Here is a 25,858-nt window from a genome sequence, read left to right as displayed (position 1 = left end):
GAGGGGCCGGCTCATGAGCGAGTATTTAATGGCCCACGACCTGGGCACGTCCAGTCATAAATGCTCGGTATTCGATGGGGAAGGAAATGTCGTGGCCAGCGCTTCCGCCGTCTATCCGACTCATCTGTGGAGCGGCGGTGAAGCCGAGCAGGATCCGGTCGATTGGTGGAACGCGGTCATCCGCACCAGCCGGCAGGTACTGGAGAAGGTGGACGCCGGCGCCATCGCGGCAGTCGCGTTCGGCGCACACATGATGGGCGTGGTGGCGGTCGGCCGGGACGGCCGCGTGCTCCATCCAGCCATCATCCATGCCGATACGCGCAGCGCGTTCATGGAAACCGATGTATTCCGGCGGATGGATGAGCACCGGTTCTACGCGATGACGGGCAATCGCCTCGACAGCCACTACCCGCTGCTCAAGCTGCTCTGGCTGCGGGAACAGCGGCCGGAGGTCTTCCGTGAGACGGCTTATTTTTTGCAGGCCAAGGATTATCTCACGTACCGGATGACCGGCCGCCTCGGCTTGACCGATTATTCCGATGCGTCGCTGACGGGGTTGTTCGATGTCAGGGAGTGCCGCTGGTCGGACGACATTCTGGACGAATTCGCGATTCCACGGGATAAGCTGCCGAAGATCGAGCCTTCCTCGGCGCTAGTGGGGGGCATCACGGCCGAAGCGGCGGCCGCGACGGGCTTGAACGCCGGTACGCCGGTCGTGGTCGGCGGAGGGGACGGCTCATGCGCGGCGCTCGGCGCAGGCGCCGTCCGTGAAGGCGACGCTTATGTCTACCTGGGCACGACCGCCTGGGTGTCGCGCACGACGGCGGAGCCTTTCATCGATGCAGGCCGGCGCGTCTTCAATATGTGCGGCCCGGAGGCGCGCACCTACAACGTGCTCGGTACGATGCAGACGGCGGGAGCAGCGTATGATTGGGCCGTCCGCACCTATGCGGCCAAAGAGCTGGCGGATGCTGATACAGGAAGCGGCGAGAATGGCGGAGCCGGATCGCTTTATGCGGCCATCGAAAATGAGATCCGTAAGGTGCCGTGGGGCTCCAACGGATTGATTTTTCATCCCTACCTGATGGGTGAACGTTCACCGTTATGGGATAAATCGGTGCGCGGCCTGTTCTTCGGCCTCGAGATCGGCCATTCCCGGTTCGACATGCTGCACGCCGTCATGGAAGGAATCAGCTACGGGCTGCGCAGCATTGCAGACGTGCTGGAGCAGACCGCCCCGATCGACCGCTACATGGTGATCGGCGGCGGCATGCGCAGCGCGGCTTGGCGCAGCGTGCTGTCGGCGGCGCTGGCGAAGCCGATCGCCGTGCCCGCGCAGACGGGCGAGGCCACCTCGCTCGGCGCCGCCATGTCGGCCGGCATCGCGGCGGGCTGGTACGCCGACTATGCCGACGCGGCGTCGAAGCTCCGCCGGGAGATGCGCGTTGTGCTGCCTGATGCGGAAGGCAGGGCGGTATATGCGGAAGGGTATCGCGTGTTCAGGTCGCTGTACGGACGGCTGAAGGACGAGTATGAGCGGCTGGAGCGGTTGAAGCGGCCAATCTAACCTCTAATTCGGTTAAACGGATAGCGGTTGAGATCGCGTATATGAGTATTAAAGTAAGTGCCTTTTGAGTTAGCCTTCATTAATTGTTCATGTTCCGTCACCGGTACATGACGGTATTCGTACAACGAACCATTGAGAAATTGTATATAAAGTGTCTCTGTTGACCGGTCATAGCCGATACTATGGATGATGGAAGAAGTAACGGGGGCCATGTCCATTTTTTATCCCCCAATTCCTGCCGATTCTAATACCCATGTGGGTACAGGTGCATAATTTTGAACTATTAAAGAAATAGGGTTTGCGAACTTGTTTTGTTTTATTAACGACGGGGACTATGTGATGTCGGGATTTACTTTTCCCGGACCGCCAAGCCGTATAGTCGGCAATTAACTCCGTCATGTCGGCCTGTATTTCTCTTATCACCGGCTTTCCCTGGAACATAGTGTATTCCCCGCCGCCGCTCGCTCTGTTCATCGGACGAGCTGCTTTTTTTACTAGCGCAACTTATCGAGAAGATTATAATAATAGTATGTTTTAGAGCGCAATCTGCCGTCTGAAAAAATGATTCTCTGCGATTCTAAAATTGATAAATATCTTCTGCAGGTCGCCTCTGATAACCCGGCAGTTGAAGAAATCGAGTGAACGGTAAAAATCGGTTTCTGAAAAACTGAATCGATTAACTTTTTTACACCACTACTGTTAATTAATGATTGAGCAATTTTTAAATCATGTTCGTAAAGTTGATTTATATCGTTGATTAAACGAATATTTTTGTCCGCTTGAAGTATGACGGCTTCCAGAAAAAATTTAATCCACTGATTCCAGTCTCCTTTATATCTCGTATCATTTAGAAACCGATAGTATTTATGTTTATCCTTTTCCAAAGCTTCGCTTAGAAAGAAGTTAGGAAAATCAATAGCTTTTTTATTGAATAAATATAGGGGAATTAGAATCCTTCCGATTCTCCCATTTCCATCAAGGAAAGGATGAATGGTTTCAAATTGGGCATGTATAATGGCAACTCGAATCAGCTCGTCAAGATCATCTTTGGGATCGTTAATGTAGGCCTCTAGATTGCTCATATAGTTATCCACCAATTGTGGTGCGGGAGGTATGTAGGTAGCTGTTTCCAAGGTACAACCTTCGGGACCTATAAAATTCTGAATCTTTCTATAATCTCCAGGAGAGCGATTGCCGCCACGAACATCGTTTGACGACAATGTGGTATGCATGGTTTTGAAAAGCCTTGTAGAAAGGGGGAGGAACGATAATTTCTCCATTCCTTCTCGGAGTGCTTGATAATAGTTTAATACCTCTTGAATACGGTTTGAACGGGCAGGAAAACAATTTTTATCTGAATCTGGTTAAAGCGTTGCATCAGAATCAATTAGAATTGAACGCCGCCGGAAATCAATCCTCCTGATATGCGAAAAAAGACACCGGGCCCGGTGTTTTTTTCTCATCATATGTGCTCCGGCTTCCGCACCTGCAGCTTCCGCAGCTCCTCGGATGTTTCGTGGATCCGCCGTTGTATGTCCTCCCGGTCGAACGGGCCGAGCAGTTCGGGAGCCGCCTTTTTCCACCGTTTGATCCATACGCTGCGGTCGTTAATGTCTCCGAGCCGTTCCTTGGCGGGCTTGGCTGCCGCCTCGCCGTCCATTCCAAACGCCTCCTTTGCGCGCTTGTCCCGAAAAGGGTGTACTGCCGATTACCCGATTTTGGGACGGCCGCCTCTACCCCGAACCGGCCAAGGGCTGTCGGTTACGGCTTGGCGGCCTAGAATAAGATCAAGTAAAGTCCTCCGAGCGCCGCGAGGATGAGAATAAGGGCCTGGAAATGCTTCTGCGGAATAAGCGGAAGCACCTTGAAGCCGATGATAGCGCCGATGACTACCGCCGGGATCATCCAGGCGTTAAGCACCAGCGACTGCGGCGTAATAAGTCCCAGGTAGCTGGTGAAGGGCACTTTAATGACATTGACGATAAAGAAGAAAAATGCGCTCGTGCCGACGAAGGCGGTTTTGTTCATGCCTTTGGACAGCAAATAGATCGTCATGATGCTGCCCGCCGCGTTGCCTATCATGGTCGTGAATCCGGCGAGCACGCCGAGCGATCCGTTAAAGGCGGGCGATTTGGTGAAGGCGAATTTGAGCATGCTCTCCAGCCGGTCCTTATATAAATGGAGGCCGATCAGCAGCAGGACCAGGGTGCCGATCAGATTGGAAAGCGGCCCGTCGCCGATCCGGCCCAGCACGAAGAAGCCCGCTGCAAGCCCGGCGAGCACCCAAGGCAGAAGAACGAGGAGATGCTTCCACACGACGGCTTTCCGGTAATACACAATCGCGATGATATCGCCTGTGATCAGAATCGGGGTGATGAGCCCTACGGATTCGCGTGCGGGGAAAACGGTGGCCATGATGGCCGCGACAAACAGCCCCAAAGTCGGCACACCGGTTTTGGAGAAGCCGATTAACAAGGCGCAGACGACGGTAACCGTCAGTTGTAAAGGCGTAATATCCATGTATACTCCTTGGCGTTTGGTTTTCACCAGTATAGCATGAATGCGCTGTCTTGGCGGCAACCAATTCGCAAGGAGTGAACATGAGAAATTATTTCATAATAATGACTATAATTAATCACAAAATGTTCGAAAAAAACAGCATTCCGTATTGTTGACACTTCCTGCATGATGGTGGTACGATTTCATCAGCGCTGATTGATAATGATTTTCATTACCACAATATGAGGAGACTGTTTTGAACATGAGAAAAAGTAAAGTCGGTTCTTTATTGCTTACGGCAGTACTATCGGTCGGGTTGCTCGCAGGCTGCGGCGGCTCCGGCGCATCAACTAATCAGACGGAAAAGACCAACACGAATACATCTGCAACGAACGAACAAAAGAACGCCAATACCTCGACGGAAAACAACTCCGGTCAAGCAGGCGGGGAACAGGCGGTCAATGTCTACACGGCAAGGAATTACGATGTGGACGCGGTATTATTTCAGAAATTCACGGAACAAACGGGCATTAAGGTGAATGCCGTCGAAGGCAAGGCCGAAGAGCTGATCGAACGCATTAAACGCGAAGGGGAAAGCACCCCCGCGGATCTGTTCATCACGGTGGACGGAGGCGTTCTGAACAACGCCAAGACGGCGGGCGTCCTGCAGCCCGTGCAATCGGAAGTGATCGACAAGCAGGTGCCGGCGGATCTTCGCGACGCCGAGAACCAGTGGATCGGCCTCTCCATGCGGGCTCGGATCATCGCTTATGCCAAGGATCGCGTGAAGCCGGAGCAGCTTTCCACTTACGAGGATCTGGCGACGGACAAGTGGAAGGGCAAGGTGTTGGTGCGGTCGTCCACGAACCTGTATAACCAATCGCTTCTCGCCTCGTTCATTGCGATCGACGGGGAACAGAAGGCCGAGCAATGGGCGCAGGGCATTGCGAACAACCTGGCCCGCGATCCCGACGGCGGCGACCGCGATCAGGCGAAGGCCATCGTTGCAGGTACCGGCGACGTAGCGATTATGAACACCTACTATGTCGGACAAATGACGAAATCCGACGATCCCGAAGAGGTTAAGGTTGCCGAACAGATCGGCGTGTTCTTCCCGAATCAGGACACGACCGGCACGCACCGGAACATCAGCGGCGCCGGGCTGATCAAGTACAGCAAGAACAAGGACAATGCGGTCAAGCTGATCGAATTTCTGACGGGTAAAGAAGCGCAGACGCTGATGTCGGCCGAGAACTTCGAATTCCCGGTGAACGGCGAGGCCGAAGTGCCGGAGCTGCTTGCATCCTGGGGCACGTTCAAAGCCCAGGACCTGGATTTCGCCAAGCTCGGGGAGTATAATAAAAAGGCTGTCGAAATTATGAATAAAGTAGGTTGGAAATAAAAGATGCAGCAACCAGCCAAGCTTATGCGGGATATACGAAAACATAGTAACGGCTGGTTATGGATCAGTCTTCCGGCGGCGGTATTTATACTGCTGCCGATTGGCGTTATCCTGGTTTCTTTGGTTGGAGCGCCCAATGAGAATTGGGGCCAAATCAAACAGTATATGCTGCGGGACTATGTGCTGCAATCCGTTTGGCTGGTGCTTGGCACGGGCTTTTTTACCGTTCTGATCGGCGCGTCGTTAGCCTGGTTGATCGCGGCGTATGATTTTCCGATGAAGGCTTTCTTTCGCTGGGCGCTGATGCTGCCGCTCGCCGTTCCGCCTTACATAGCGGCTTACACCTACAGCAACATGCTCAGCTACACCGGGGTCGTACAGAAGACGCTGCGCTCGCTCGGTGTATCGCCCAATCAGGCATGGTTTGACATCATGTCGATGAAAGGCGCCATCTTTATCTTCACCATGTTTCTGTATCCATACGTTTATATGATTACCCGATCCTTTCTCGAGCGCCAAAGCGGCGCTTACATCGAGAATGCCCGGCTGCTCGGCCGAAAACCGCTCGCCGTTTTTGTGCGGATCGCGCTGCCGTTGTCCCGTCCGGCTATTGCGGGCGGGTTGACGTTAGTGGCGTTCGAGGCACTCAGCGACTACGGCGTTGTGAACTATTTCGGCATCCAGACATTCTCCACCGCAATCTTCACCACCTGGTTCGGCATGTATGATATCGAATCGGCTACCCGTCTGGCGGCTTGGTTCCTTGTGGGGGTGATCGGGCTTATGATCCTGGAGAGGTTTCTGCGCGGACAGAGAAGATTCAGCGCAACGACAAGCAAAAGCAATCCGCTTGTGCCGGCAAGGCTCAAAGGATTATCGGGCTGGGCGGCAGCCGCGTTCTGCGTCTTGGTGCTCGCTTTATCTTTCCTGGTCCCCGTCGCGCAGCTGTTCGTCTGGGCGGGATGGACCTATGCCGATGTGATGCTGACGGCCGATTTCCGGCGGTTGACCTACAACACCGTATCGGTGGCGCTGCTGGCTACGGCTTTCATTATGCTGCTGGCGGTCGTCGTGGGCAATGTCAGCCGTCTCATGAACAACCGGTTCGGTTACGCAATCGCCAAAATCATGACCACCGGCTATTCGGTTCCGGGCGCGATCATCGCGATCGGCGTGCTGGCCCTGTTTGTCCGGCTGGATGCAAGCCTTGCGCCGTTATACGGCTGGATAGGAAAGGGCGAAGCCCCGCTCGTACTCAGCATGTCGCTGGCGATGCTGGTGGCCGCTTACATCATCCGTTTCACGGCTACGGGTTACAACAGCATCGAAGCGGGCTTCGAAAAAATGGGCATGAAGTACACGGAGGCTTCCCGTATGCTGGGCGCAGGCATGACGAGAACCTTTTTCAAGGTAGACCTGCCGTTAATCAAGGGCTCACTGCTCAGCGGAGTCATTCTCACGTTCGTCGAAATCGTGAAGGAGCTTCCGCTGGCGCTGCTGCTCAGGCCGTTCAACTTCGATACGCTCGCTACCAAGGCTTATCAATATGGGACCGATGAGCGGATCTTTTCGGCCGCGGTGCCTTCCTTATTCATCATTGGAGTCGGCGCCATATCTATCGTCATTTTTGATCATGTGGGAAAGAGAGTGGTCCAATGAGCTTCGTCGCGATTCACAAGCTGTCGTTCACTTATTCCAGAAAGCAAATGTCCGTTATCGATCAATTCTCATTTTCCATGAGCAAGGGGGAAATTGTCGGTGTGGTCGGGGAAAGCGGAAGCGGCAAAAGCACCTTGCTTCGCTTGATCGCGGGGCTGGAAACGCCTGCAGAGGGGAAAATCGACATTTCGCAGCGTACGGTCGTCGACGTCCGGACCTTCATACCGCCGGAACAGCGCGGTGTGGGGATGGTTTTTCAGGACTATGCCCTGTTCCCGCATCTTACCGTCGCCAAAAATATCGAGTTCGGTCTGCATCGTTTCTCCAAGGCGGACCGCCAGGCGCGTTTGCAGGAAATGATCGAGCTGGTGAAGCTGTCCGGCCTTGAGAACCGGTATCCGCACGAGCTGAGCGGGGGACAGCAGCAGCGTGTCGCGCTGGCCCGCGCGCTTGCGCCGAAGCCGGCCTTGCTGCTGATGGATGAGCCTTTCAGCAACCTGGATGTGGATTTGAAGGCGGCGATTCGCGTGGAGCTTCGGGACATTCTGAAAAAAGCGGAGATGACCTGCTTGTTCGTCACGCATGACCAGCAGGACGTAGACGCGATATGTGACCGCACGGTTCGCATCGGCCGGCTCGTGTAGCTTGCCTGCCCGCTTACTTAGCCTGGGCGCGATTAGAGGCGGGAAAATACGGATGAGACGAAAGGTGTTCGGGCAGGAGGTTTGCTTCGCTTGAACGCTTCTTATTTGCGTGAAGCCCGATGTGACACTGTTTTTTGCATGTTACTGACAAACGTTGACAGAGGAGAATGGTCAAGTAGGCGATTGTAACATAGGAGCTTCCAAAAGAGTCCGCTTGCCAAGGCATTGCGGACATTTTATGATGAAAACAATTGAAAACGGAAAGAGGGAAAGGGGGACGGTGAATGGATGCGAGACTTTCCGGGCTGCCGCCGCAATCGCTGCGCCATGTGCCGGAGCTCAAATATGTGAACGCCGAAAATGTGGTCCGCTACCGGGCCATTATGCGCTTTTTCTACCAGGAGTATAAACGGTTAAGGTACTGGCTGAAGCCCGAAGAGGTGTTTGCGGGGGTCAGCGAGTGGGGCGTATGGCCCGGTTACACGATCGAACAGTGCCAGGCCGACCTGGATCAGTTGGTGGAGTGGCAGAATCTGACGGCCCGGCACGACGGGGGCCGCTCGACCACGCTGGAGGAGTACCTGAAGAAAAAAATGCAGTATTTGCTCCGTCCTTACTCCATTGAAATTGAGCGATTGCTGGAGACGCTCGAAAAGGTGACCGGCTATGGAGGCTCGCTGGAATCGTCCTTGTTCGACACGATCGCGGACAAGCTGTTCGCCATTCGCCGGGATGCCGATCAACTCAATCCCGAGACGGCGCTGGAGCTTTGGAACATACTCTACCGGTCGTTCGTCAGCTTGCACGAGAACGCCGCGGACTATATCGCCAGCCTGCATACCGCCAAGGCGGAGGAGATGATGGTAGCCGAAGCGTTCCTGGTCTTCAAGGAGAAGCTCACGAATTATTTGCAAAATTTCGTGCAGGCCTTGCAGCGAAGCGCCTACAAAATCGAAGGCAATTTGCTGCGGATCAACGCAAATGTCCGGGATATGTTCCTGGAGAAAGCGGTGGAGGGAGAGCTGAACAAGCCGCGGCTTGAGGACGTGCCGGACCGGGAAGCGCTGCTGGAGGAGCTTCGGCAGGGATGGGAGAACATTCAGCGCTGGTTTATCGGCGAAGGCGGTTCGCCCAGCGAGCTTACGCTGCTGGAGCGTGCAACCAAGGACGCGATCGCACGGATCGTCCGAAGCGCCATTCGAATCCAGGAGCGTAAGCGTTCCGGCCTGAGCCGGAAAAAGGAGCTGGAGCATCTCGCCCGCTGGTTCGCCGGTCTGCATGCGATGGAAGATGCCCACCGCCTGGCGGGATTCGCCTTCGGGTTGTTTCCGACGCGCCATCTGCAAGGGGAGGACCTGCGCGACTCCGACCGGGCGGACATGTCGATGTGGGAAGAGCGGCCCACGGTGCGGACGCTTCGCTCGCGCAGCCGCAAGCGCGGCGAGCGGCAGGAGTCGGAGCCGGTGCGCGACAATGAGCAGCGGAAGCGGCGGGAACGGGAAGCGTTCCTGCTGCGGCAGGCGGAGGAATGGAAAGCGGTAGAAGCGCTTTTGGCGAAAGGCAAGGTCCGGATCTCGGAGCTGGGCAAGGTGCCGAGCCAAACGCGGCTGCGGCTGCTCCACTGGATCGGCCGGTGCATGACGGCGGGGGCGAACCATTCCTTCGTGACGCCGGAAGGCGTCCGCATTCGCATGACCAATCCGCGGACGGAAGAAAGAACTGTGCTCGTCTCGGAGGACGGCGAACTGCATATGGCCGATTATGAGCTGGTATTTATGCTGACGGATGCTGCGAGGGAAGCGGCGGCCGCGAGAGAAGAGGAGTGGGCAAGGCGATGAATGCAGCGGGCGAATCGGCGGTGCGAAGAGTCGGCCGCAGCCGGGCCGGCGCGGAGCAGGCGGCGGAGCGCAAAAGAGCGTGCGTTCATGCGTTGCTGAACCGGCCGTGGGTCGCGAAGAGCGAGGACCCGGAGCTTTATTTTGCCATCAAGGATTATTATGAAGAATTGCGGGATTGGTTCATGGACAAAGCCGGCTTCCCGCTTCTTATGACCCGGTCGATCGCCAAGCTGGACAAGGCGCCGGTAAAAGCTTTTCCATGGATGGGCTTTCCGGAATTCCGCGAACCGAGAGACTACGTATTTTTCACGTATGGGCTGTGGTATTTGGAGAGCAAGACGGAGCTGGACCAATTCCTGCTGTCGGATATCGTGGAGGATATCCGGGATCAAATGGCCGGCGAAGGGCTGGATGCGGATTGGACGATCTATCATCATCGGCTGTCGATGGCGCGGGCGCTCAAGAAGCTGAAATCGCTCGGCGTGCTGCACGCGGTGGACGGCGATGAAGGGGATTGGGCGCAGAACCGGGAGAAGAACGCCTTGTTCGAATGCTCGCCGAATACGCGCTACGTGCTGCGCCGGTTTCCCCGGGATCTGACCTCCTACAGCCGCATGGAAGAACTGGCCGATCCGATTCCGTATGCGGACACGCAGGACGGACAGTCGATGCGCAGACGTCACCGGGTGTACCGCAGGCTGCTGCTGGAGCCGGCCGTACCGGACGCCGAATGGGACGAGGAGGACCTGAACTACGTGCTGTGGCAGCGTCGGGCCATTATGGACCAACTTGGGAAGACGTTCGGTTGGGAAGGGCGAAGGTACCGGGAAGGGCTGCTTTTCTTTCACCCGGAGCTGACGGGCGAAAGCGCATTGTTTCCGACGATGTCGGGGGTTTCGGACATTGCGCTGCTGGTTGCCGGAGAACTGCGCAGGCAGCTCTATGAGGAGGGCAGCGGACGTTACACGGAGGATCAGGGCAGCATTCGGATCACACGGGCCGAGATGGAGACGATTCTGTACAAGCTGCATCTTCGGCATAAAGACTACTGGAGCAAGGAGTTCCGCGAGTCGTCCTCGCAGGAGCTGGCGGAACTGTGTTTAACGCACCTTGAGGATTGGGGGCTGGGGCGGCGGGAAGACACAACTCACTTTCTGATCTCGCCGGTGCTGGGCCGCTGGAATGCGGAATATGCGAACACGGATTTTGACGAATAGGCGGGAATGCCGGCATGGAGAATGTCCGGCCACGGATTTTGACGAACAGACTTGTCATAGGGAAAGTCAGGACAAGGAGCTGCGATAAATTGGCCCATAGGGGCGTTCGGGGTGAATGAGAATGGCGGACGGTCAAACGGGAGGCACGGAACGGACGGACGCGCGCTGGCGGATGAATCGTGTCGGCATCTTGAACTTCTGGTATTACGATGAAGAGGAGTTTCAACTGGAGGAGGGACGGCTGATTCTGCGCGGCGCCAACGGATCAGGCAAATCCGTCACGATGCAGAGCTTCTTGCCGCTGGTGCTGGACGGGGACAAACGGGCGCACCGGCTCGATCCGTTCGGATCGCGTGACCGGCGCATCGAGTACTATTTGCTGGGGGAAGAAGACGGTGGTAAAACGGATGCGACCGGGTATTTGTGGATGGAGTTTTACCATCCGGTTACGGAAGCGTTCAAAACGATCGGCATTGGCCTGAGGGCAAGGCGCAACGCCGCCCAGGTACAGTTCTGGGGATTCCTGCTCGATGACGGGCGGCGGATCGGACACGACTTCTGGCTCTACGACCGGAACGATTGGCTGGAGCGGGGCAGCCGCATTCCGCTCGACCGGAAGGATTTGGAGGTTAGAATCGGCGCGGGCGGGCAGGTTGTCCACGATCAAGGATCTTACCGGGAGCTCGTCAACAAGCAGCTGTTCGGTTTTGCCGATACGGAGGCTTTTCAGGACCTGCTGCAGCTCATGATTCAACTGCGGAGTCCGAAGCTGTCGAAGGACTTCAAGCCGTCGGCGATCTATGAGATTCTGCATCAGGCGCTGCCGCCGCTTGTGGAGGATGAATTGCGCCCTTTGTCGGAAGTATTGGAGGATATGGACCAACTCGCCGACCGGCTGGATGAAATCCGGGTGCACCGCAAGGAAATGGCGAAGCTGCAGGAGAGCTATGACCGCTACAACAAGCATGTGCTTTATTTGAAAGCGGGCGAGCTGCTGGAAGCCAAGTCGGAACACGACGTATTTGCGGCTCGGGCGGAGGCGTCCGCGCATGCGCTGGAGGAAGCGGAACGGGAGAAAGCGGCGGCGCAAGGGGAGCGGGGTCGCATTCAGGAGCGGCTTCAGACGATCGGCGTCGAGCGGAACGTGCTGGAGAAGCATGAGGCGATCGGCAAACAGCGGGAGTTTGAGAGTGCGACGGTATCGCTCGCCGATACGGAGAAGCAGCTGGAGCGTTCGCGGGAGCGGGAACAAAAAAGCCGGCAGCGGGAGGAGAAGCTGAACCGGGAGCGGGAGCTGTCGGCTGCCCGGCAGTCGGCCGCCCGGCGTGAGCAGGAGACGATTCTGGACGAGCTGGAGTCGATGGCGCAGGAGATGGAGTTCGCGGAGCATCCGGTCTATCACCGGTACTGGATGCCGGATATCCCGGCCGATGAATCGTGGCGGGAAGCCTGGCGGCGGGATGTGAAACGTCATCGGGAGCGTGTCGAAACCGCGGCGGGCAAAGCCCGCCAAGAGCGGGAGTCGGCTGTATTGGCACGGGAGCGGGAGTCGGAGCTCGGCGAGGCGAGCCGGCTGCGGGATGAGTCGGAACGCGAACGGGGCGGGATTGAGCAGCGCTTCGAGCAGGGCAAGGAAGCGATGAAGGACGCGGTCCTCGTTTGGCAGAAGCAGCTGCGGATGCTGACGTTCGACGACGAAGCGGTCCGTGCGACGTTCGCGGCTATTCGCGCCTATGGACCGGGTCAAGGGACGTTGGAGCCCGTGCGCGCCGCGCTTCAACAGAGGTATGCCGATAACCGGGACGAAGCGGTGAAGCAAAGGCTGGCCGCCGAACAAAGGAAAGCGGACCTGCTCGGCGAACGGGATCGGCTGCTCGAAGAGAAACAAGGCTGGGAGCAGAGCCGGGAGCCTGAGCCGAAACGAAGCGAGGCGCGCATAAGCGCGAGAACGGAGAAGCCTGTCCGCGCCGGGGCGCCGCTCTATGCGGTTTGCGACTTTCAGCCGCATGTCGCGGCTGAAACGCGGGCCCGCATCGAGGAAGCGCTTGAGCGAGCCGGCTTGCTGGATGCCTGGATTACGCCGGACGGGCAATTCGGCGGGTTGAACGATCGGCAGGAAGAGGCGTGGATTGTGCCGAATCCGATCGAATTCGGGTTTACGCTGGCGGACGTGCTTGTTCCATCTCCATCGGAGGAAAGCGGGCTGACCGTTGCGGCGATCGATGCGGTGCTGCGGACGTTCCTGTGGGATGAAGGGGGCAGCGGCTTTGAGTTCGGGGAGTGGAACGGCGTATTGGCCGGGAACGGTGAATTCAAGCTCGGGCCGCTTGCGGGAAAGGCCGGTCTGAAGGCGCGGGCGGAATATATCGGGAAGGAAACCCGCAGGCGCACCAGACTGCTCGAGATCGCCCGGCTGGCGGACGCCATTGCGGCGGTTGAGTCCGAGGCGGCGGCGGTTGAGCGGGAAATCGGCGAGCTGCAAGCGCGAGAACTTACGCTTCAAGAGGAGCGGAACGCGTTCCCGGACGGAGCTCGGCTGCAGCATGATTTGCGTCTGCTGCAGGAGGCCGGCTATCGTCTGGAAGCGGCGATGAAGCAGGAGGAACGCGCGCTCGAGCGCTTCAAGGCCAAGTCGGCAGAATGGCGCGAGCTGCAGCGGGAGCTGGCGGAGCTGACGGCCGGGTGGTCGCGGCTGAAGCGGGAGAGTGAGCTGCAGGAGGCGCTGATCGTCATCCGGGATTACGAGAGCGCCATCGGCGGGCTGCATTCGGCATGGCGGCAGTACAGCGAGGCCGGAGCGTCCCTGGAGCGGATTGACGCGGAGCTTGCAAGCGTGCGCGTCGAGCTGGAGGACGAGGAGACGCTGGCCGATGAGCTGGACGAACGGCGGCGTGCGTTCAAGGCGCAGGTCGAGACGCTCCGCCGTCTTATCGAAGAGCTTGGGCTGGCCGACGTGGCCAGGAAGCTGGAAGAGCTGCGAACGGAAGAGGGCGTATTGACCGCAAGGCGCAAGGCAGTGGAGGATGAGCTTGACCTCGCCAAAGATAAGGCCTCGAGGGCGGACGAGCAGTTGGCGTTGCTGGGCAAGCAAGTCGAGGCGCTCCGGATCCGGCTGGACCGGACAATGGACGAGTGGCGGAGCGAGCTGAAGCGCGGCTTGGTGGCGGAATGGCGCGATAAACCGGATGAGGCCGGCGATAGGCCCGAGCAGCCGCAGGCGGCTGCCAAAGAGCTGCGCCAGCAGTATGAGGCGCTTTTTGCCGGGCGCAACGTGGAGAATGTGAAGAATCAGCTGCTTGAGCAGTTCAACGCCGCCCGCATGCTGCTGACCGAGTACATTTTGCAGACGGTGGTCGAGGAAACGACGGGCCGGATTCTGGTGCTGTCGATGCGGGATCATACGCGTCCGCAGCCGCCTCTCGCGCTCGTGGAGGAGCTGGAGCGGCTGGAGGAGGAGCAGGGCGCGCTGCTTAGCGAGAAGGACCGCGAGCTTTATGAGGAAATTATTTTGCGCAGCGTCGGCAAAGCGATCCGTCAACGGATTCACCGCGCCGAGCAGTGGGTGCGCGACATGAACAAGCTGATGGAGGAGCGGAACACGTCAAGCGGGCTTCGCCTGAAGCTGGAGTGGCAGCCGAAGCCTGCCGCGACCGAGAATCAACTCGATACCGCGCAGCTTGTGGAGCTGCTGAAGCGTGACTCCCACCGGCTCCGGGAGGACGAGATCGATGCGATGATCCAGCATTTCCGGACCCAAATCGGCTATGCGAAGCAGAGTGCGCAAGAGGAGCAGGAGTCGCTGCGCAAGCATCTGTACGAGGTGCTCGATTACCGGAACTGGTTCGGTTTCGAGTTGAAATACCGCAAAGGCGAGCAAGCCGGCTACCGGCCGCTGACGGATGCCCGATTCAACGTGCTGAGCGGAGGGGAGAAGGCGATGGCGATGTATATTCCGCTGTTTGCCGCCACCTGGTCGCGTTATTCCGACGCCCGTCCGGATGCTCCGCGACTGATCTCGCTCGATGAAGCGTTCGCCGGTGTCGATGAGGAAAACATGCGCGATATGTTCAAGCTGTTGACCGACATGGGCTTCGATTATATGATGACGTCCCAGGTGCTTTGGGGCTGCTTCGATACGGTGCCGAAGCTGGCGATTTATGAAATCTACCGGCCGAAGGACGTCGATTTCGTCACGCTGTTCCGCTATCGCTGGAACGGAAAGGTCAAGGAGTATGTGGAAGATGGGTCTAATCGATAAAGGTCATTCGCTATACGGAGGCGGCCGTTGATATGACGGAGAAGACGCTCGCCGAGAAGACGCGGAGTTATTTTCTGAAGCCGGGGTTTCGCCGCATGCTTGCGGAGGTCTGGCGGAGATATGCGGGGCTCGAAAAGGTCGGCGGACACGCGGTGATTGCTGCCGCGACCGCCGAGGAATGCGATGCGGTCAACACGTTTTTCGGGTGGAACCGGAAACCCGGGGAGACGATCAAGGTGCCGCTTCACCTCTTTGAGCGGGAATTGGAGAACTCATCGTTTCCGTACACGCTTGCCGAGCTGCATGCCGTGCTCACGGGCAAGCCGCTGCTGACCAAGACGGATCGTGAACTGCTCGCGCGGGAAGCATGGGCTGCGGTTTTCCGCGAAGTCCGGGAAACGCTGCTGGGTGAAGGGGAGCGGATTCATTCGCAACTGAATGATTGGCTGGAGCGGTTAATGCAAGGCGCCGCGGGAGGCTACCGGACGTTGAAGGAATTGATGCGGGAGTCGCCTGCCGCTGCGGTGCGCCCGCTGACGTACGCTGCACGCGCCTTCAACGTTATCCTGACAGGGGATGCCGGCGTGAGGAGCGGTTCGTTGCAGCTCCGTTCGATTCGGCTGCCGGTGCTCGCGGCTCAAGTGTCTGGGGATGCGCATGCGCTCGACCGGACCAGGCCCGCGGGAAGGCTGTTCTTTCAAGCGCTGAAGGAAAGCGTGCACGGGAACGAGGTTGGAGACTCGCCGGTGGAAGGTTCATTCTATAACGCGGTATCCGATGCGACGGCAGGATTGGACAGTCTGCTCGTAAGGGATATTTATCGTACGGCGGGGATCGCGGATGACGACATCTCCTCGATCGTTCACTTTTATGATCCGAACGGGGAGCGCCCGGTCCTGCCGGGAGTTCTAACGCTTAGACAAGTAGAGGCAGCCGAGCGGTTTGAACCGTTTACCGATGTGTATGTGGTTGAGAATCCGCCTGTCTTCTCCACGTTGGTGGATTTGGCGGAGGCGGGTATGCGTGCGGGAACGGAGCTTTCCTCCGGCGCGCATCGCCCGCTCCTCCTCTGTACAAGCGGGCCGGCGAGCGCCGCCGCCTTGCGGTTGATCGACCGGTTCATCGAGCAGGGCCGGTGGTCGGGGCGGCTCTTTTACTCCGGTGATTTTGACATTAAAGGCCTGGAAATAGGCAATGTGCTGGCAGCCCGTTACCGCGAACGATTTACGGAGTGGCGTTTCGGCGCGGGAACGTATGCGCATGGGGTTGAGGGAAACGGGCGCAGGCTTTCTTTTACCGGGGAGGAACGGGTGCGTTTAGGTAAATTCAAGGCATTATGGGACGCCCGGCTGGCAGACGACATGGTTAAGAGCGGGTATAAATTGTTTCAGGAACAAATCGTTTCTATGCTGGGAGCGGACTGGCTGAACGCGTTGGAAGGGCGGCACCCGTCCTTTTAAGGTCGTTAGGCACCTGCGTTCCCGGCAAGCGAAAAAACGATGGTGCGAGGCGAAATGATCGACACAAAAAATGAAGGAGGGGTGCGCCTTGGAACCGACAGCGCAGCAGGTTGCGGAGTGGATGGTGGAGGAAATCAGATTCAGAGGCATCCTCCGTCAAAGCGATGCGATCGAATATGTGCGGTCGCATTTCGGTGAAGCTTTTGTGTTCGTGAATGAGAGAGGCAACCAGTCGCTGTCGAAGGACGTGATAAAGGCGTTCCGAAAGCTGCATGGCGGGAAAATCGCGTGGGATCGCGACGGCTTCTTCTGGGGCTGGACCTGAGTTTGATTTTAACGGCGATCGTGTCGATGCTTGTCAAATGAGCGTATATTGCTATAATGAAGGGAGTATGTGATCGTTCGCTCAACTTCATATCAGGGCAAAATCATTGAAAAATGATGGCGCAAAGCTAGAGGGGCTAAGGGTTTCAACTATGCCAGCCAGTTGCAAATAGAGGCGAAGCTTATCTATGCGCAACATGGATAAGCTTCTTGCTTGTTTGGAAGTGAGATCCCGTACAGGGAGAGGTGAGAGGATGGCGCTTTCCAATTGCACGAGCTGCGGTCAGGTCATGCTGAACAGCAGGTCGATGTTCTGTGGCGATTGTTTGGAAAAGTACAGCTTGGATATTGAGAAAGTCAAAGATTATATCAAGACGCATCCCAGACCCAGCTTGATGGAAGCCTATCAGAAGACCGACATCCCGATCAAGACGATTCAGCAATTTATCAAAGACGGCATTATATCGAGATTGAATTAAGGATAATCCCGACAGGGAAGCCGGCCGGTTAAGGCCGGCTTTTGTGCGAAAGCTTCGATTATGCCGCCTGCTGGATAGAGAGTAGGGACTTGCATGAGAAACAAAGCGCTGATTCCGGTTAACGCTGCTCGACGATCGCTACCGTACAGCGGGACACGCAGACCAGCTTCCCGTCTTCGCCGGAAATTTTTACATCCCACACCATCGTCGTTCTTCCCTTGTGCAGCGGGGTTGCGACAGCGGTAACGAGGCCGTCCCGCTTGCTGCGCAAGTGGTTCGCGTTAATTTCGAGTCCGACGGCCGCATATTGCCGCAAGTCGATGTTCAACGCAGCCGCGATGGAGGCTGCCGTTTCAGCCAATAAGACGGATGCGCCGCCATGCAGCAATCCCGCCGGCTGCCGGGTTTTCGGTCCGACCGGCATCGTCATGACGACGCGGTCCGGATCGAGCTCCACATATTCGATGTCCAGTGCTTCCATGGCGGTGCCTTGCCTGCGCTCCGTCATTTGCCTGATAAAGGCGTCCCGGTCCAATCCGGATAACGCCAACAGCTTTTCCGAGACGATCACTTCCGCCAATGCGATAACCCCCTGAGAGATGTTTGCTTCGATTATATCAAGGATGATGGGAAAAAATACACCTTATGGCAAAGAGCAAACGGCATGCATCGGCAAGGGGGGGCGGGCGGGAAGCCCGACATGCCCGGCCCCCGGTATCCCTTACAGGGATTCGTGGGTTATACAAGCTCAATCGGCACGTTCTCGAGTTTCAATTGTAGGTCATCCCTTGATTCAGGGCTGCCGGGGGATGAAGCGCTCCCCCAAATAAGCTTCGAGCCGTCTTAACAACCGGGTGCGGCGCGATCGTCCGGATCGTTCGGCGGCGGCGATGAATTCCTGTATGTCGCCGATGATGGCCAGCTCTTTTTTGGCGCGGGTCACGGCCGTATACAACGAATTCCGGTACCACATCGAATGGCGGTGGGAAAGCTCGTGCCGGATATCCAGAATAGGAATAACGACGCCTTCGTATTGGCTGCCTTGGGTTTTGGCGGTTGTAATCGCGTACGCCAGCTCGATGAAATCACTCAATTCGTCCGGGGAATAAAACGCCTCGAGTCCGCTCTCGAACGCGATTTGCACACCCTTCTGCCGATGCACCGCCTCGATCCGCCCCATGTCCCCGTTATCCGCAATGCCGGTGTTGACGATTTGCATGACAGGGTCTCCGATATCGAACGTCGCGGTACCGCACGATCCGCGGGAAGGATTGACCTGCCGCTTCATCCACGCATTCAGCTTCTCCACGCCGACTGCGGATTCCTCCCTATACATCGTAACGATCGGACAGTCGCCGTCGCGGTCCGCATAGGCTTTTCGCAGCAGCGGCAAGGCCTGTTCGGCACTTGTGCAAGGAATGAACGCGATGCCTTTGCCCTGCAGCAGCGATTCGTCCGCTTCTCCCGACAAGACGGCGTCCGCCAGCGCCAGGATGGCGGAGTCGTTGCGGTAATTGCGGCTCAGCCGGACGGCGGGAAAGCCGAAACGGAGCATATCCGCGAACGGGTTGCCGGGCCCGATCGGTTCCAACTGATTCGGATCGCCCACAAAGATCAGTCTTGTTCCGTCGCGCACCGCCCAAAGCAAATCGCGCCATAAATATTCGTTCACCATGCTTGCCTCGTCCACGATAAGCACATCGGTCTGCAGCGGCTTGCGCTTGTAGTGATAGAGGATCCGGCTGTTTTTGCCGATGCCCCTGCCGAGCAGGGCATGGATGGTTTGAGCCGGAAAACCCGTCACCTGGCTGATTCTGCGTGCCGCTTTGCCGGTCGGGGCGGCGAGTTTGAAGCGGATATCCGGCCGTACGGCTTGCAGCATGGCGATCAGAAAGGAAATCCAGGCCGTTTTGCCCGTGCCCGCTTTCCCGGCCACAAGCAGCACCGGATGCCGCCAGAAGGCGATCAGGCCGCTGCGCTGCTCCTCGTTCAGCTCCGGCAGTACGCCTTGCTTCGTCAGTCGTTCCAGAATGGCAGCCGTGGCCTCCGCCGTGAGGCCGGCAGGATCTCGTTCCTCGGTCAGGTCAACCAGACGCCGGGCGATCTGAATTTCCGAAAAAAACAGGTTTCGGTCAAACACCAATCCATCGTGCGTGCGTACGATCCGGTCGGATTCCGACGCCATAAAGCGTTCGATTTGCCGCCGGATGGCGGGCAACGGAATTTGCCCCCCCAATAACCGGTAGGCGCGGTTTTCCAGCTCGCCTATTCGTAAATAACTATCCCCGCCATTCAAATATTGAGTGTATACATATTGAACGGCGCCCTCGATCCGTTCCGCCGAAGAGGACGACAGGCCCAGAGTTCTGCCCAGCACCTCGCAAACCCGGAACGGGATGGAAGGGATCTCCGCGAGCCGGTAAGGGTTGCGCTTCAGGTGCTCCAAACTGCGTACGGACCAGAACGCCAGGATATCCCGGATCTGCCTCTGGGATAGCATAAATGGCGACAAGCGGCATTCCAGATTGGGCAGAATATAGTGCCTTTTTACGTACTGCGCCACATGCCGGACGGACGTTCCGGACTTCGCCCTGTCGTCCCAAAGCTCCCGAACGGTATGGATACGGCTTATGCCGGCTTCCCCGAGACCTTCGTCAATCGACCGGATCAGCCGGGGACAAGCTTCAATCAGTTCATCCGGCAGAAAGGAACCGAGCGGGCATGACAGTTCCCACTCCGAGACGACGAACATGCCGCCCGGCCCGAATTGTCCGGAGATTCGAACCGGCGAAGGCAGCGGCTGTGGAACCGACGGGGACCGGAAAGGAAACGACTTGCCGTTCGACTGCTCGAAATGCCCGTAGACGGCATCTTCTTTGGTCGACCAGGTTTTCACACGGCCTCTGAACCGGCGCATACGTTTATCCACCGCCCTTCAAGGAATATGGGTGCCGCCTTGTTCGCCGATACGCAGCCATTCGTACGGCCGGGGCAAATAACAAAGCCGGACGTCTTGCGTTGTATAGCCGGGCAGCGCGAGGGGAAAAGGCGCGTAATACCATTCGGCCGTTTTGTCGGGCCGGTACTCAATCGGAATCGCCCTTCCGGGGCGGCCTTCATGCTCCCAGCAGCCGGCTTCCGCCGTTTCCCCTACCGTATATTTGCACACCCGGCCGTAGCCTTGAGCGCGCATGGCGCCGACAGCGTATACGAACGGCAGCAGCTCGCTTATGGCGGCCTTGTTCCCGCGGGCATGGAAGGTGACGGCAATCGGGGGAGCGAGCGTATACACCGTGCGGAACACGGGCTTGAAGAAACCGCCGGACAGATCGACGGTGTCCGGTATATCTTTTTCCGGGCGTTTCGTGATGAATTGGACGTGCCTTCCGGCCGCTTCGATCAATCCCAAGCCGGCTAAATACAGCTGCGGGTAATCGGGATGGCGCGCGAGCGGCAACTCAACGTGGGGGAGTCCGAACGGATCCCGATCCAAAGGGGCAAGATCCTTTACCGCCCGGGCTTTCATCAGAAGCGCCTCGAACGGGATCGGATGATCCGGTACGACCATTTCCGTACAGAGCTCGAACCGGATGAGAAGGTCGGCAAACATGGCGGCGCATCCCTCGCCTATCCGATCGCAACCGCATTCACACGACCCATGCCGTACGCGCATTTCCAGCCGGTTCCCGCATAGGGGGACAGGGACAGGAGGGCGTTCAGCAGCTCACGCGATGACGGATCGGCATGCTTATTTTCGACCGTTACCCGGCCCGAGAAAGTCGTCAAATCAAGGTCGGGACGGACCTTGTAAATCGAGGTGCCGATTCGGTGCGAGCTGACGATCAGCCCGGATGCCAGCGCGGTGACGCATTCTTTCATTCCGGGCGGCGGCTCTGCTGGCGGACGAATGAAGGCGGCCCATTTGGCATGCAGGCTTCTTACCAGGTGATAGGGGAGCGGGAATAAGATCGACATATCGTTGTGCTTGAAGGCGGTGAACGCGAATGTCAACCGCCATTTTTTTGCGCCGCCGGATCGATGAAGGTCGTGGAACCCGACAATGCCCGCTTCGGGATGGTCTTCGGGATGCATGCATATCTTCTCGACCCTGTAATGAAAGGCTCCCAACCGGATATGCTTTTCCCGACGCAGACGGGAATAGAAGGGCATCAGCAGCCGGATGTCAAGAAACACGATACGAACATACAGCCGGCCGCCGGCAAGCGGCTCGATTTCCCGGATGGCGAACGGTGCGGTCCCCGAGCTGTGGTAACGGGCGCCGTCCGGCGTATCCCGGAAGCTTTCGTAAATCATCGCATGAATGTAATTCGGGTAGACACGGTTTGCGGACGACGGATCCCTTCGCGCAAGCATCAGCACCACGCAGGCAATCATATCCCCTCACTTCCTTCATGCACGATAGTCCTATCTCTGAACTAAATATGCTTGGAAAGTCTCCCCATAATCGTTTTTTTTCAATTATTCAAATAGTGTGCTTGTGCGTAAGCTCAGGCGCATAAACACTATATGGAGGTATTGTTGCCTAATAGCGCAAGTTCGGCCATATATGCTTGATCGTGACGCCTAGCGCTTGTGCGATTGCGCGGGCGGTTTCGATTTGCGGTTTCGCGACCTTGCCGGTTTTCAGATTGGAGATCGTCGCCTGCGATACGCCCGTCAACCGCGCAAGCTCCGCGGTGTTGACATTGCGCTCGGACATGGCGACCCTTAAATGTTTGCCGGGATCGGAGTTGGAGTAAATAAACAGCAATGTGTACTTGTTTGCGTCAAGCCCGTTCTCGACAGGAATGATTGCAAGCTCGACGCCAATGCGTATGCCGTGCATATTTTTGAATTGCAGGACGGATTTTTTCGGCTCATCGCTTTGCAGCAGATCGTTCAACCGGCTTCGGACTTCATCGCGGTCAGTGGGATCGACGTTCCGGATGAGATTTTTCTCCAGGACGCAGGGCCAATCATCGTTCACCCAGTCTGCGATTAAAGGGGAGGTGTACAAAATTCGTCCTTGGCCGCTCACAATGAACAGATAATCGGGGCTTTGGGAAGCAGCCGTCGCCGCACTTCCTCCGTACGGCGCCGAGTGCTCGAGATTCTTGTAAGGGGTGATGTCGACGCACACGCCGTAAACCCAATACGGATAAACGGGCACGGCCCGGTTTTCCAGCCAGCGCGTCGCGCCTTTGGTGATGATGCGGAATTCCTCGACGGAAACATGGCCTGCCAGTACATCCCGCAATTGGCGGTCGAAGGCGTGCCGGTCATCGGGATGAATGACGTATTCTTCGCGGGACATGAACCTGGAGCTTTTCAATAGCAGCGAAGGATCGAACTCGCGGAGATTTAACGACCAGGGATAAATGAACGGCTCGAGTTCCCGCCTTCCACCCATCTGTCATCCCCCATTTTTAAACGGTATTTTTTAAAAATTCCATGTGCGCTGCAAAAAATCGACAATCGCGGGCTTGTTCTCCTTTACATAGGCCGTGTAGGGAGCGGCGTCTCGGCTTTGGGCATTATAGTCGAACCGAACCGCCCCGTGGCCCTGTCTGATTCTCCCTCCCAGACGGCCGTGAGCGGTGAGCAGCTCCAGCAGGTGATGGAAAAGCGCGGTTTCGATATCGTCGGTTCCGATCAGCGTAAAGCCGTGAAGGAACACGGTTCCCGGGATGACATACTCCATCTGGTAGATCATTTGGTTCGATTTGGAGGGAGCTTCGTTCCCGCGCTCGTTCGTCCTTGTATAGAACAGCCAGCCGGTAATTTCATACGATTGGATGCCGGGCTTGGGCTGTCGGCGAAGCTCGGCGATCTCGTCCACACAAGGGACGAGGAAATCGGCGATTAATTTCGACTGCAGCATATGCTGGCGGTACGAACAGCCGAGCAGGGAGAGGAGCGGGATCCGCCGGCGCAGTTCGGCGGGCGCAATTGCAGGCCCGGTCGAGGACGCTTCAGGATCCGCCGGCTGCCGTTTGCCTTTGCGGCTCTCCTCAAGCGCGCCTCCGGCAAAAAGCAGATGCTTCAGCTTGGGCGGAATGCCGTCTCCGTCGAGGCCGAGCATTTCCAGAAAGGCCGCCGCCCCGAGCCTCCTCATGATGCCCCGTATGCTGTTGCCGCTGATGACGGGCACGAGTACGGGCCCTTCTGCGGTATATACCTTCATTTTGCGGTGAAACAATTGATTGCCTTGCGCGATGAGCCCTTCATCGGGCGAGTCTGCGACATGCGTCAGCGGCTGGAGAACCGTTACCGTTCCATCGATTTGCAAAAAGGCCGGCATCTTTCACCTCCTTATGCGAATTCCAGAATCAGGGAAAGAAGCGGCGAGGGCCGGATCTCGGCCAGCATCGACTCCATCCGGTCGATGCCGGCAACCCTGCCGCGCAGCAAAGGGTCGAGGCGGCCGCGGAGGATATCCTGCCTGGAAGCCCCCGCCCGTCGGACGACGGCCGCCGCCTCAAGCAGCGCCCTCGCTTGACCGCGCTGCAGATGAACGGAATATTCGCCGTATTGGACCGAATATACATCCGTGAAGTAATTCAGCTGCGTCCTCAGCGCCATATGCTTCCTGAAGTCGGGTGTGACGGCTATGGCGAAAGGAGGAGCCGGCGGCTGCAGGAACACGGCTTTCATCAGCGCCTGTTTCTCCCCGGGCTCTTTGCGGCGGAAAAAACGAACCCCTTCCGGATCGGCGACCCAATCCTTCCTGCGAAAGTCTTCCGTCCGCAAAACGTAAGCGCAGGGCACGCATATGACGCCGCTGTTGCGGTCCTTATGCCAGTGCCAATGATTATACCTGTCCATCCGAAGCTCCGAAATCGCCGTCACGCGGCCGTAAGTCATTCCGCAGCAAGCGCATCTAAGCGGACTTTCCATGGTGCTGCCCCGCCAACAGGCACCCGGTTGACGCTCGAAGATGAAATGGGTGACCGGCATGGCCATCATCATCATCACACCAATCCTGCGAATAGGTACCAGTAGTAATATATTACCATGCGGCATGTAAATGACTAAAATCGCAAGAGATAGCGCCCAACATTGGGGCAGCTTGATTTTCTCGAGATATTCCAGGAAGATTTTGACGCCTCCGAAGCTGGACGCATTTTGCAGGAAAATTCAGTCTTGATTTTGCTGACGGGTGTGGTAGACTTCACCTAACCTGGACGAGCCGGAACCAATAGGATTTTTATAAACCCATGTCGAAGTTTCAAGCTTCGAATCGCCGCTATCTGGAGATGGTCTGGATCTTTGAATTTAAGAGCCTAATCAGGATAGTCGAAAGTCTTGCTATTGTTCTGTACAAATACGCGGTCATCGCGCCGTCAAAGCAAAGGTCCGGAATGTTGCCGTGAATGACGGTCCGATCATAACAGGACAGTACGCCATTGATTTTGTCTGTATATCGCTCGGTGAGTAACATCGCAATTCCCATATTGTTTTTTAGTTGTTCTTAATTTCAACATGAGGTTACAAAAATCCTATTGGCTCCGGCTTGTCCGGGTTAGGAAGAGGAAAATGAAAAATAATAAAAAATCCTTCGTGATCAGTTTGGAACGCTTTAAGCCTCATACCTTTCAGGCAGAGCAGGGCGAGGGCCTCTTTATGTCGCATTCTCATGAATATGATGAATTGACGCTTATTTTGGATGGAGAGGGGTACTACAGCTCGCAGCAACAGAATATGAAAGTCATCGCGGGAGACCTCATTTTGATCCCTTCCCAACTCCATCATGGCTTCGTCTGCACGGAACCTTGGAAGGGGGTTTCCGTGCATTTTTACCACGATATGCTCCCGGCTTATTGTCAGCACCTCTTTCACAATGCCGAGCGAGAGCCTCATCGAATTCGTAGCGCTCATCTCAATGAAGACGACTTGCGCTGGGCTGAGATCAGCTTCTTTCAGTTGGAGAAGGAGTGGAAGTTGGCCGAGCACAGCGCAGACTCCAATAACCTCATGCGAATTGCCTTTGAGACGACCCTGCTGCTTTTTCAGCGAAATCGAACAATCCTTCCGGCGATCGAGAGTACGGCGGACCAGGCGATCGTCGAAGAAGTGTTGAAGGAAATACATGCGAGCTATTACACCCAAATTACGGTTAACGAACTGGCGGCACGGCATTTTCTTTCCGAGAGCAACTTGCGCAAGAAATTTTCGGAATGGACCGGAGTTTCTCCTAAGCAGTACATCATCAACCTTCGACTACAAGAAGCCAAGCGCTTGCTGCAGCAAACAAACAAAGCAATTGATTCGATCTCTTCCGAAGTCGGCTTTACATCTTCCAGCCGGTTTTATGATTTTTTTGTCAAATCGTTTGGAATTACGCCGCTTGAGTGGCGCAAGCAAAATCAGTAGGCGGAGCACAACGATCCCCCTTGTTAGGGGATTTTTTCGTCCGTCGAAAACGATTCGGAATTGTTTTTTTTTGCAGATTTAATAAAGCGTTTTCACAATTGTTTATGGAGAATTTCTCCCTAATAATAAAAGGTGCAA

General features: G+C 56.7%; 22 protein-coding genes and 1 riboswitch. Of the genes, 11 read left to right on the top strand and 11 right to left on the bottom strand.

Features of this window, described 5'->3' with window-relative positions; genetic code table 11:
* Positions 1-13 precede the first annotated feature (13 nt).
* Complete coding sequence (locus RWM61_RS02065; RefSeq protein ID WP_313996835.1) at positions 14-1,567, top strand: FGGY-family carbohydrate kinase; 1,554 nt, start codon at positions 14-16, stop codon at positions 1,565-1,567.
* Here the strand turns inward: RWM61_RS02065 and RWM61_RS20185 are convergent.
* From RWM61_RS20185 to RWM61_RS02050, 4 genes are all read right to left on the bottom strand, one after another.
* The gene (locus RWM61_RS20185) at positions 1,564-1,779 is read right to left on the bottom strand and encodes a KTSC domain-containing protein (RefSeq protein ID WP_399537698.1); all 216 of its coding nucleotides are present in this window, start codon (positions 1,777-1,779) and stop codon (positions 1,564-1,566) included. The genes RWM61_RS02065 and RWM61_RS20185 overlap by 4 nt on opposite strands.
* A gap of 282 nt (positions 1,780-2,061) precedes the next feature.
* Entirely contained in the window at positions 2,062-2,847 is a 786-nt protein-coding gene (locus tag RWM61_RS02060) for a Fic family protein (RefSeq protein ID WP_313996833.1), read from the bottom strand.
* A 182-nt stretch (positions 2,848-3,029) separates the two neighbouring features.
* Positions 3,030-3,227: a hypothetical protein gene (locus RWM61_RS02055; protein WP_313996831.1), complete on the bottom strand. Its 198-nt coding sequence runs from the start codon at positions 3,225-3,227 to the stop codon at positions 3,030-3,032.
* Positions 3,228-3,343: 116 nt separating this feature from the next.
* Complete coding sequence (locus tag RWM61_RS02050; protein ID WP_313996829.1) at positions 3,344-4,087, bottom strand: sulfite exporter TauE/SafE family protein; 744 nt, start codon at positions 4,085-4,087, stop codon at positions 3,344-3,346.
* 241 nt (positions 4,088-4,328) lie between these two features.
* Here RWM61_RS02050 and RWM61_RS02045 point away from each other — a divergent pair, with 241 nt between their 5' ends.
* The 9 genes from RWM61_RS02045 (at position 4,329) to RWM61_RS02005 (ending at position 17,347) form a co-directional block, all read left to right on the top strand.
* On the top strand, positions 4,329-5,468 hold the full coding sequence (locus RWM61_RS02045; RefSeq protein WP_313996827.1) for a Fe(3+) ABC transporter substrate-binding protein: 1,140 nt from the start codon (positions 4,329-4,331) through the stop codon (positions 5,466-5,468).
* A gap of 3 nt (positions 5,469-5,471) precedes the next feature.
* Positions 5,472-7,127, top strand: a complete 1,656-nt coding sequence (locus tag RWM61_RS02040; RefSeq protein WP_313996824.1) for an iron ABC transporter permease — start codon at positions 5,472-5,474, stop codon at positions 7,125-7,127.
* Positions 7,124-7,771, top strand: a complete 648-nt coding sequence (locus tag RWM61_RS02035; protein WP_313996822.1) for an ABC transporter ATP-binding protein — start codon at positions 7,124-7,126, stop codon at positions 7,769-7,771. The genes RWM61_RS02040 and RWM61_RS02035 overlap by 4 nt, the downstream gene beginning before the upstream one ends.
* Positions 7,772-8,055: 284 nt before the next feature.
* Entirely contained in the window at positions 8,056-9,609 is a 1,554-nt protein-coding gene (locus RWM61_RS02030) for a TIGR02677 family protein (RefSeq protein ID WP_313996819.1), read from the top strand.
* Positions 9,606-10,826 carry a TIGR02678 family protein gene (locus RWM61_RS02025; protein WP_313996816.1) on the top strand — a complete coding sequence of 407 codons (1,221 nt, stop codon included), beginning with the start codon at positions 9,606-9,608 and terminating at the stop codon, positions 10,824-10,826. The genes RWM61_RS02030 and RWM61_RS02025 overlap by 4 nt, the downstream gene beginning before the upstream one ends.
* A 121-nt stretch (positions 10,827-10,947) precedes the next feature.
* Positions 10,948-15,084, top strand: a complete 4,137-nt coding sequence (locus RWM61_RS02020; RefSeq protein ID WP_313996814.1) for a TIGR02680 family protein — start codon at positions 10,948-10,950, stop codon at positions 15,082-15,084.
* Positions 15,085-15,116: 32 nt separating this feature from the next.
* On the top strand, positions 15,117-16,544 hold the full coding sequence (locus RWM61_RS02015; protein WP_313996812.1) for a TIGR02679 domain-containing protein: 1,428 nt from the start codon (positions 15,117-15,119) through the stop codon (positions 16,542-16,544).
* Between the two features lie 88 nt (positions 16,545-16,632).
* Positions 16,633-16,869 carry a DUF6953 family protein gene (locus RWM61_RS02010; protein WP_313996810.1) on the top strand — a complete coding sequence of 79 codons (237 nt, stop codon included), beginning with the start codon at positions 16,633-16,635 and terminating at the stop codon, positions 16,867-16,869.
* 86 nt (positions 16,870-16,955) lie between these two features.
* Positions 16,956-17,039: riboswitch (cyclic di-GMP riboswitch) on the top strand.
* A gap of 83 nt (positions 17,040-17,122) precedes the next feature.
* The gene (locus RWM61_RS02005; RefSeq protein ID WP_313996808.1) at positions 17,123-17,347 is read left to right on the top strand and encodes a hypothetical protein; all 225 of its coding nucleotides are present in this window, start codon (positions 17,123-17,125) and stop codon (positions 17,345-17,347) included.
* 118 nt (positions 17,348-17,465) lie between these two features.
* Here the strand turns inward: RWM61_RS02005 and RWM61_RS02000 are convergent, their stop codons facing one another.
* The 7 genes from RWM61_RS02000 to RWM61_RS01970 all read right to left on the bottom strand — a co-directional run bounded on the left by RWM61_RS02000 (position 17,466) and on the right by RWM61_RS01970 (position 24,319).
* Complete coding sequence (locus tag RWM61_RS02000) at positions 17,466-17,855, bottom strand: hotdog fold thioesterase (RefSeq protein ID WP_313996876.1); 390 nt, start codon at positions 17,853-17,855, stop codon at positions 17,466-17,468.
* A gap of 285 nt (positions 17,856-18,140) precedes the next feature.
* The gene (locus RWM61_RS01995; RefSeq protein WP_313996805.1) at positions 18,141-20,264 is read right to left on the bottom strand and encodes an AAA family ATPase; all 2,124 of its coding nucleotides are present in this window, start codon (positions 20,262-20,264) and stop codon (positions 18,141-18,143) included.
* Positions 20,265-20,872: 608 nt separating this feature from the next.
* Positions 20,873-20,953 carry a hypothetical protein gene (locus tag RWM61_RS20180; RefSeq protein WP_399537695.1) on the bottom strand — a complete coding sequence of 27 codons (81 nt, stop codon included), beginning with the start codon at positions 20,951-20,953 and terminating at the stop codon, positions 20,873-20,875.
* Between the two features lie 21 nt (positions 20,954-20,974).
* Positions 20,975-21,742 carry a CRISPR system precrRNA processing endoribonuclease RAMP protein Cas6 gene (gene cas6 / locus RWM61_RS01985; RefSeq protein WP_313996801.1) on the bottom strand — a complete coding sequence of 256 codons (768 nt, stop codon included), beginning with the start codon at positions 21,740-21,742 and terminating at the stop codon, positions 20,975-20,977.
* Between the two features lie 148 nt (positions 21,743-21,890).
* Entirely contained in the window at positions 21,891-22,757 is an 867-nt protein-coding gene (locus RWM61_RS01980; RefSeq protein ID WP_313996799.1) for a helix-turn-helix domain-containing protein, read from the bottom strand.
* A 30-nt stretch (positions 22,758-22,787) separates the two neighbouring features.
* A complete protein-coding gene (locus RWM61_RS01975; protein ID WP_313996797.1) occupies positions 22,788-23,648 on the bottom strand; it encodes an RAMP superfamily CRISPR-associated protein in 861 nt (286 codons plus the stop codon).
* Between the two features lie 11 nt (positions 23,649-23,659).
* A complete protein-coding gene (locus RWM61_RS01970) occupies positions 23,660-24,319 on the bottom strand; it encodes a hypothetical protein (RefSeq protein ID WP_313996795.1) in 660 nt (219 codons plus the stop codon).
* A 564-nt stretch (positions 24,320-24,883) separates the two neighbouring features.
* On the opposite strand from RWM61_RS01970, the gene RWM61_RS01965 reads away from it, so the two are divergent.
* A complete protein-coding gene (locus tag RWM61_RS01965) occupies positions 24,884-25,720 on the top strand; it encodes an AraC family transcriptional regulator (protein WP_313996793.1) in 837 nt (278 codons plus the stop codon).
* The last annotated feature ends 138 nt before the right edge of the window (positions 25,721-25,858 follow it).

Origin of the sequence: uncultured Paenibacillus sp. (genome assembly GCF_963515335.1) — a bacterium.
Lineage (GTDB): Bacteria > Bacillota > Bacilli > Paenibacillales > Paenibacillaceae > Paenibacillus_I.
Note: the sequence above shows the minus strand (reverse complement) of the source record. Positions and strands in the feature narration are given on the sequence as shown.

What these genes read in the sequence shown, in the direction of transcription:
- RWM61_RS01965 (WP_313996793.1), top strand. Translation starts at nt 24,884, where the DNA reads ATGAAAAATAATAAAAAATCCTTCGTGATCAGTTTGGAACGCTTTAAG.
- RWM61_RS01975 (WP_313996797.1), bottom strand. Translation starts at nt 23,648, where the DNA reads ATGCCGGCCTTTTTGCAAATCGATGGAACGGTAACGGTTCTCCAGCCG.
- RWM61_RS02040 (WP_313996824.1), top strand. Translation starts at nt 5,472, where the DNA reads ATGCAGCAACCAGCCAAGCTTATGCGGGATATACGAAAACATAGTAAC.
- RWM61_RS01995 (WP_313996805.1), bottom strand. Translation starts at nt 20,264, where the DNA reads ATGCGCCGGTTCAGAGGCCGTGTGAAAACCTGGTCGACCAAAGAAGAT.
- RWM61_RS02020 (WP_313996814.1), top strand. Translation starts at nt 10,948, where the DNA reads ATGGCGGACGGTCAAACGGGAGGCACGGAACGGACGGACGCGCGCTGG.
- RWM61_RS02035 (WP_313996822.1), top strand. Translation starts at nt 7,124, where the DNA reads ATGAGCTTCGTCGCGATTCACAAGCTGTCGTTCACTTATTCCAGAAAG.
- RWM61_RS02060 (WP_313996833.1), bottom strand. Translation starts at nt 2,847, where the DNA reads ATGGAGAAATTATCGTTCCTCCCCCTTTCTACAAGGCTTTTCAAAACC.
- RWM61_RS02025 (WP_313996816.1), top strand. Translation starts at nt 9,606, where the DNA reads ATGAATGCAGCGGGCGAATCGGCGGTGCGAAGAGTCGGCCGCAGCCGG.
- RWM61_RS20185 (WP_399537698.1), bottom strand. Translation starts at nt 1,779, where the DNA reads ATGGCCCCCGTTACTTCTTCCATCATCCATAGTATCGGCTATGACCGG.
- cas6 (WP_313996801.1), bottom strand. Translation starts at nt 21,742, where the DNA reads ATGATTGCCTGCGTGGTGCTGATGCTTGCGCGAAGGGATCCGTCGTCC.
- RWM61_RS02000 (WP_313996876.1), bottom strand. Translation starts at nt 17,855, where the DNA reads ATGACGGAGCGCAGGCAAGGCACCGCCATGGAAGCACTGGACATCGAA.
- RWM61_RS02055 (WP_313996831.1), bottom strand. Translation starts at nt 3,227, where the DNA reads ATGGACGGCGAGGCGGCAGCCAAGCCCGCCAAGGAACGGCTCGGAGAC.
- RWM61_RS02030 (WP_313996819.1), top strand. Translation starts at nt 8,056, where the DNA reads ATGGATGCGAGACTTTCCGGGCTGCCGCCGCAATCGCTGCGCCATGTG.
- RWM61_RS01980 (WP_313996799.1), bottom strand. Translation starts at nt 22,757, where the DNA reads ATGGGTGGAAGGCGGGAACTCGAGCCGTTCATTTATCCCTGGTCGTTA.
- RWM61_RS02045 (WP_313996827.1), top strand. Translation starts at nt 4,329, where the DNA reads ATGAGAAAAAGTAAAGTCGGTTCTTTATTGCTTACGGCAGTACTATCG.
- RWM61_RS02065 (WP_313996835.1), top strand. Translation starts at nt 14, where the DNA reads ATGAGCGAGTATTTAATGGCCCACGACCTGGGCACGTCCAGTCATAAA.
- RWM61_RS02005 (WP_313996808.1), top strand. Translation starts at nt 17,123, where the DNA reads ATGGCGCTTTCCAATTGCACGAGCTGCGGTCAGGTCATGCTGAACAGC.
- RWM61_RS01970 (WP_313996795.1), bottom strand. Translation starts at nt 24,319, where the DNA reads ATGATGATGATGGCCATGCCGGTCACCCATTTCATCTTCGAGCGTCAA.
- RWM61_RS02015 (WP_313996812.1), top strand. Translation starts at nt 15,117, where the DNA reads ATGACGGAGAAGACGCTCGCCGAGAAGACGCGGAGTTATTTTCTGAAG.
- RWM61_RS02050 (WP_313996829.1), bottom strand. Translation starts at nt 4,087, where the DNA reads ATGGATATTACGCCTTTACAACTGACGGTTACCGTCGTCTGCGCCTTG.